This is a genomic window from Streptomyces deserti (genome assembly GCF_054782695.1).
Window position 1 is genome coordinate 1 of the sequence record NZ_BAAGRZ010000074.1, and the last position, 7514, is coordinate 7514.

The window sequence follows — 7514 nt, forward strand, 5'->3', positions numbered from 1 at the left end:
CCTGACCGGGGAACACGAACACCGGACGCACGGCACCACCGACCGCCCGCCCAGACACCACACCATCCGCCGCGAACTCACCCTCGGCCAGCCGCTCCAAACCAGCCAGCAGCTCCCCCCGGTCCCCGGCCAGCACCACACCCCGATGCTCGAACCGCGACCGCCCAACCGCCAACGACCATCCCAAATCGGTGAGTTCGTCGACCGACTCCAGGTGCTCCCGCAGCCGGGCCGCCTGCCCCCGCAACGCCTCCGGCGACTTCGCCGACACCACCACCGGAACCACCCCAGGCAGCACCGGCTCCCCGGCCTCTACCTCATGCGCGGTCTCGAACTCCGGTACCTGCTCCACGATCACGTGCGCGTTCGTACCGCTCACACCGAAGGCGGAGACCCCCGCCCGGCGTGGGCGCTCCCCGGCCTGCCATTCGCGTGGCTCGGTGAGCAGTTCCACCGCACCGGCGGACCAGTCCACCTGCGGCGTCGGTTCGTCCACGTGCAGCGTCCGCGGCAGGACGCCGTGCCGCATCGCCATGACCATCTTGATCACACCGGCCACGCCCGCGGCCGCCTGCGTGTGCCCGATGTTGGACTTGATGGAGCCGAGCCACAGGGGCCGGTCTCCGGGGCGCCCCTGCCCATAGGTGGCCAGGAGGGCGTGTGCCTCGATCGGGTCGCCGAGAGTCGTTCCCGTGCCGTGTGCCTCCACGGCATCCACATCCGCGGTGGTCAGCCCGGCGCTCGCCAGCGCGGCCCGGATCACCCTCTGCTGGGACGGACCGTTGGGGGCCGTGAGGCCGTTGCTCGCACCGTCCTGGTTGACGGCCGAACCCCGCACCACCGCCAGCACCCGGTGCCCGTTGCGCCGGGCGTCCGACAGCCGCTCGAGGAGGAGCATGCCGACGCCCTCGCCCCAGCCGGTGCCGTCCGCCCCGGCCGCGAACGCCTTGCAGCGGCCGTCGGTCGCGAGCCCCCGCTGCCGGCTGAACTCGATGAAGGTCCCCGGCGTCGACATCACGGACACGCCGCCCGCCAGAGCCATGTCGCACTCGCCCTGCCGCAGCGCCTGGGCCGCCAGGTGCAGGGCGACCAGGGAGGAGGAGCAGGCCGTGTCGACCGTGACCGCCGGGCCTTCCAGGCCGAAGGTGTACGAGATGCGGCCGGAGGCGACGCTGGCGGCGTTGCCGATGCCCAGGTAACCCTCCACCTCGTCGGGGATGCGGTCGACAGCGGAGGCGTAGTCCTGGCCGTTGGTCCCGGCGAACACACCGACCTGGCTGCCGCCCAGCCGAGTCGGGTCGATGCCGGCCCGCTCGAACGCCTCCCAGGAGGTCTCCAGCAGCAGCCGCTGCTGCGGGTCCATGGCGAGGGCTTCGCGCGGGTTGATGCCGAAGAACTTGGCGTCGAACTCGCCCGCGTCGTAGAGGAATCCGCCTTCCCGGACGTACGAGGTGCCGGTCTGGGCGGCGTCGGTGTCGTAGAGCGCGTCGACGTCCCAGCCACGGTCGGCGGGGAAGGCGCCGATCGCGTCGATGCCGTCGGACACGAGGTGCCAGAGCTCTTCCGGGCTCCGTACCCCGCCGGGGAAGCGGCAGCTCATGCCGATGATGGCAAGGGGTTCGTCGTCCTCGACGGCCCTCGGCCTCGCTGTGGTCGCCTCGGGGAGCCCGGAGGCGGTGTCGTCCGCGAAGAGCTCGGTGTGCAGGTGCGCGGCCAGCACGGAGGCGGTGGGGTAGTCGAAGACCAGAGTGGTGGGGAGCTGGAGCCCTGTGGCGGTGCCGAGGACGTTCCGCAGTTCGACGGCTGTCAGCGAGTCGAAACCGAGTTCGCGGAAGGGCCGGCCGACCTGGATGTCGTCGGCGTTCGGATAGCCGAGGACGGCCGCCGCCTGTTCGCGTACGACGTCCAGGAGCGCCGCTTCCCGTTCCTCCGGGGCGAGTCGGCTGAGCCGGTCCACGAGGGAGTTCGCGGGGGCGGTGGCCCCGGCGGCCGGGGCTGCGAGGTCTTCGAGGGCGCGGGCCTCGGGGATCTCCGAGAACAGCTTGCTGGGGCGTAGGGCGGTGGCCCCGGGGAGGTACTGCTCCCAGTCGATGTCGTTGACGACGGTGAGCGTCTGGTCACGGGTGAGCGCCTGGTGGAGGGCGGTGATCGCCAGCTCCGGATCCATCGGGGGCATCACGCCGTGCCGCAGCCGCTCGGCCGCGGCGTCCCCGGCCGCCATCCCGCTGCCGGCCCAGGGGCCCCAGGCGACGGACGTGGCCGCCCGGCCGGCCGCTCGGCGTTCCTCGGCGAGTCCGTCGAGATACGCGTTGGCCGCCGCGTAGGCACCCTGCCCCGCACCGCCGGCCACCCCGGCGAAGGACGAGAACAGCACGAACGCCGACAGATCCAGATCCGCGGTGAGCTCGTCGAGGTGACGGGCCGAGCGCACCTTCGCCCGGAAAACGCTCCGGAGAGACTCTTCGGTCATACGGTCGAGCACACCGTCGTCCAGCACACCGGCCGTGTGGAACACACCCGTCAGCGGCAACTCCTCCGGCACCTGTGCCAGCAACCCCGCCAGCGCCCCCCGATCCGCCACATCACACGCGGCAAGAGTCACCCGGGCACCCAACTCCTCCAACTCGGCACGGAGTCGGTCAGCACCAGGAGCATCCGGACCACGCCGACTGGTCAGGATCAGATGCTCAGCACCCTCCCGCGCCAGCCACCGCGCCACATGACCACCCAACGCACCCGTACCACCCGTGACCAGCACACTCCCCCGCGGCACCCACCCGGCACCACCCACCGACACCGACCCGAACGGCGCCCGCACCAACCGCCGTACGAACACCCCCGACCCACGCACCGCCACCTGGTCTTCACCCGAGGACGAAGCCAGGATCCGGACCAAGCCGTCCCACGCCTGGTTGCCCGCCTCCGCGTCCGCGTCCGCGTCCGCGTCCGCGGGGAGATCGACCAGCCCGCCCCATGACTGAGGCTGTTCCAGTGCCGCCACGCGGCCCAGGCCCCACACAGCCGCCTGTGCGGGAACCACGGGCCCCTCGAAGGACGCGGTGCTCACGGCACCGCGTGTACCGGCCCAGACCCTCGCCGCCACGCCGACGTCGTTCAGCGCCTGCAGGAGCGTGACCGTGCGGAGCGTGGGGAGAAGGTCGTCCGTGCTGTCGTCGCACATCGCCAGGAACGACAGCACGCCCGCCAGGTCGGCCGCGTGCCCGCGTATCAGCTCGGCGACAGCGGTGCGGTCCGAAGCGGCTTCGTCCGGCACGCGGATCGTCACCGTGTGGGCACCGTGCGCCGCCAGAGCATGCGTGGCAGCGGCGTACCAGGGGTCATCGGCTTGCTCGGCCGGGACCACCAGGGCCCAGGTCCCGGTGAGCTCCGTCCTTCCCGTGGAGACGTCCGCCAGTGGCTGCCAGGAGACGCGGTAACGCCAGTTGTCGAGGGTGGACCGCTCGCGCTGCTGCCGACGCCAGGCCGTCAGGGCGGGCAGCACCGAGGAGAGCGGGGCGTCCTCGGGTATGTCCAGCGTGGTGACGAACTGTGCGAGGTCCCCTCGCTCCACCGCCTCCCAGAACGCCGCCTCGGCCTCGTCCACGGGTGCCGTGCCGTGCTTCGTGGTCGGTGCCGACGTGGTGTCCAGCCAGTAGCGGTCGCGTTGGAAGGCGTAGGTGGGGAGGTCGACGCGGTGGCGGGACTCGGTCGGCGCGAACAGGGGTGTGAAGTCGACGGTGGTGCCGCGGACGTGGGCCTGGGCGAGTGCGGTCAGGAACGTGTCCAGCTCGGGGCGGTCCTTGCGCAGGGCCGGGATGAGGCCTGCCTGGGCCTCCGGGGCCATGAGGGTGTCATGCGCCATCGCGGTCAGGACCGCGTCCGGGCCCAGCTCCAGGATCGTGACGGCCCCGAAGTCGGCGAGTGTGGTCAGGCCGTCGTGGAAGCGGACCGCCTCGCGGACGTGACGCACCCAGTACTCCGGGTCATGGAGTTCGTCTGCTGTGGCCATGCGACCGGTCAGGTTCGAGACCACCGGCAGGGACGGGGCCTGGTACTCCAGGTTCTGGGCGACTCGGCGGAAGTCGTCGAGCATGGGCTCCATCAGCGGGGAGTGGAACGCGTGCGACACCCGCAGCCAGCGCGTCTTGCGGCCCTGCTCGGTGAAGACCTGCGCCAGGTCTTCCAGGACAGATCGATCCCCAGAAACCACCAGCTGGGACGGGCCGTTGACGGCGGCGATACCCACCCGCTCGGCGTGGCCCTCCAGCAGCGGCAGGACATCCCCCTCCGCTGCCTGGACGGCGAGCATGGCGCCGCCCTCCGGCAGGGCCTGCATCAGCCGACCACGCGCCGCCACCAGCCGGGCCGCATCCTCCAGCGACCACACCCCAGCCACATACGCCGCCACCAACTCACCGATCGAATGACCGCCCACGATCTCCGGCCGCAGCCCGAACGACTCCGCCAGCCGGAACAAGGCGACTTCGATGGCGAACAGCGCCGGCTGCGCATACCCGGTCTGCTCCAGAAGCCCGGCGTCCTCCCCGAACATCACCTCCCGCAGCGGACGATCCAGCAGCGGATCCAGGTACGCGCATACCTCATCCAGTGCGTCCGCGAACACGGGGAAGCTCTCGTACAGCTCCCGGCCCATCCCCAGCCGCTGACTGCCCTGCCCGGTGAACACCACAGCAAGGCGCCCCTCGACGACCTCCCCGGAAACCACCCCAGGCGCGCCGGAGGCCAACGCCTCCAGCCCCTGGAGCAGGTCGTCGCGGTCCTTGCCGAGGATCACCGCCCGGTGCTCCAGCGCCGACCGGCCCGACAGCAGCGACCAGCCCACATCCACCGGATCAACATCGCCGTACGCGTCCACGTGCTGGCGCAGCCGTTCTCCCTGCGCCCGCAGTGCCTCCGCACTACGAGCCGACACCAGCCACGGCACCACGCCCACCGGGGTCGGCACCGGCACCGACTCTGCGGAGCCCTCCTCCTCAACCGGCGCCTGCTCCACGATCACATGCGCGTTCGTGCCACTCACACCGAACGACGACACACCCGCCCGACGCGGCGCACCGGCCTCCCGCTCCGGCCACTCCCGCGCCTCGGTCAGCAACTCCACAGCGCCCGCCGACCAGTCCACATGCGAACTCGGCGCATCCACATGCAACGTCCGCGGCAACACACCCTGCCGCATCGCCATCACCATCTTGATCACACCGGCCACACCCGCAGCCGCCTGCGTATGACCGATGTTCGACTTGATCGAGCCGAGCCACAGCGGCCGGTCCTCAGACCGCCCCTGCCCGTACGTCGCCAGCAGCGCCTGAGCCTCGATCGGATCCCCGAGCGTCGTCCCCGTACCGTGCGCCTCCACCGCATCCACATCACCCGCCGTCAGCCCGGCATTGGCGAGCGCGGCCCGGATCACCCGCTGCTGCGACGGACCGTTCGGAGCCGTGAGCCCGTTGCTCGCACCGTCCTGATTGACGGCCGAACCCCGCACCACCGCCAGGACCGGATGCCCGTTCCGACGGGCATCCGACAACCGCTCCAACAGCAGCAGACCGACACCCTCACCCCACCCCGTACCGTCCGCCGCTTCCGCGAACGGCTTGCAGCGGCCGTCGGCCGCCAGTCCGCGCTGCCGGCTGAACTCGACAAAGGCGGTGGGGGTGGACATCAGCGAGACGCCGCCGGCCAGGGCCAGGGTGCACTCGCCCTGGCGCAGCGCCTGGGCCGCCAGATGCAGCGCCACCAGCGACGAGGAGCACGCCGTGTCCACGGTGACGGAGGGCCCTTCGAGGCCCAGGGTGTACGACAGCCGTCCGGAGACCACGGCCGCGGTATTGCCGGTACCTGAATAGCCCTCGGTGGAGTCGGCCGCCTCGGCCACGACCGCCGTGTAGTCCTGGCCGTTGGTTCCGGCGAATACGCCGGTGCGGCTGCCGCGCAGGCTGAGGGGATCGATTCCGGCGCGTTCGATGGCTTCCCAGGCTGTTTCGAGGAGGAGCCGCTGTTGCGGGTCCATGGCCCGGGCCTCGCGGGGGGAAATGCCGAAGAAGGCCGGGTCGAATTGATCGGCCGCGTGGACGAAGCCGCCCTCACGGGCATACGTCGTACCGAGGTGGTCGGGGTCGGGGTGGTAGAGCCCTTCCACGTCCCAACCTCGGTTCGTGGGAAACGCGGAGACCGTGTCCACACCGTTCGCGACGATGCGCCACAGGTCCTCGGGGGTCATTGCGCCTCCCGGGAAGCGGCAGCTCATCGCGACGATGGCGATGGGTTCCGACTTCCGGGACTCGAGTTCGTGCACGCGCCGACGAGTCGTGTGCAGATCCGCGGTCACCTGCTTGAGAAGGCGACGGATTTTGTCGTCGTTCACCATCTGGCCTAGCTCCTAGAAACAAGTCGGAAATGCAGCACGACGGGGCATCACGGCACGCTCTGAGTTCTCAGGGTTCTCAGGGCGTCATGAGATCCCGAACTCCTTGCTGATGAATTCGAACATTTCGTCGTCCGTTGCCGATTCCAACTCATCGGCAACCCGGGTTGTATCGGCATCACCCGGTTGCTGGTCCTTGGTGCACTGGGCCAGGAGCACACGCAGCCGTTCGGCGATCGTGGTGAGTTCGGCTTCCGACGGATCGACTTCCGAGAACCCGGCTTCGAGGGCGTCCAGTTGTGCCATCAGCGACGCGGCCGGGTCGGCGGCGTCCGGGAGGAGTTCGCCCCGGAGGTACTCGGCGAGCGCGAGTGGAGTGGGGTAGTCGAAGACGAGGGTCGCCGGCAGCGGCAGCCCGGTGGCGGTGCCCAGGCTGTTCCTCAGCTCCACAGCGGTGAGGGAGTCGAAGCCCAGCTCCCGGAAGGCCCGTCCGGGATCCACCTGTTCAGCGTCGCGGTATCCGAGGACGGCCGCGGCCTGGGAACGGACGAGGTCCGCCAGGAGCCTGTCCTGCTCCGGCCGGGCTAGCGCGGCGAGTTGCCGTGCCAGGTCCGGTGCGGCGGTGTCCGCACCGTCCGCACTCCGGGCCGTGGCCAGAGCGCGGGCCTCGGGCAGGTCCGCGAAGAGCGGGTTGGGCGCGACGCCGACCGCGCCCGACAGGTACTGCTCCCAGTCGATGTCGGCGATGACGGTCGTCGCCTGCGGACGGGCGAGTGCCTGCGCCAGGGCCTCGATCGCGAGCTCCGGCGCCATCGGGGGCAACGCCCCCTGCCGCAGCCGCTCGGCCGCCACGCTCTCGGCCGCCATCCCGGCACCGGCCCAGGCGCCCCAGGCCACCGACAGGGCAGGCAGGCCGCGGGCCTCCCGCGCCTCGGCCAGGCCGTCCAGCCAGGCGTTGGCCGCCGCGTATCCGCCCTGGCCCGCGCCACCGGCCAGTCCGGCGAACGAGGAGAACAGGACGAACGCCGACAACTGCTCGCTGTCCAGCGTCAACTCGTGCAGATTGAGCGCCGCCTGCACCTTCGCCCGGAACACCGTGGCGAACCGCTCCGCCGTCATGGCATCCAGC

2 protein-coding genes are annotated in these 7514 nt (G+C 71.0%); both read right to left on the reverse strand.

The window, feature by feature from the left end; genetic code table 11:
• Nucleotides 1-6385: type I polyketide synthase (locus ACYVMZ_RS38945; RefSeq protein WP_461087993.1), on the reverse strand; the 6385-nt coding region annotated here is incomplete at its 3' end.
• An 87-nt stretch (nucleotides 6386-6472) separates the two neighbouring features.
• A partial coding sequence (locus ACYVMZ_RS38950) for an acyl carrier protein (RefSeq protein ID WP_461087995.1) occupies nucleotides 6473-7514 on the reverse strand: 1042 nt, incomplete at its 5' end.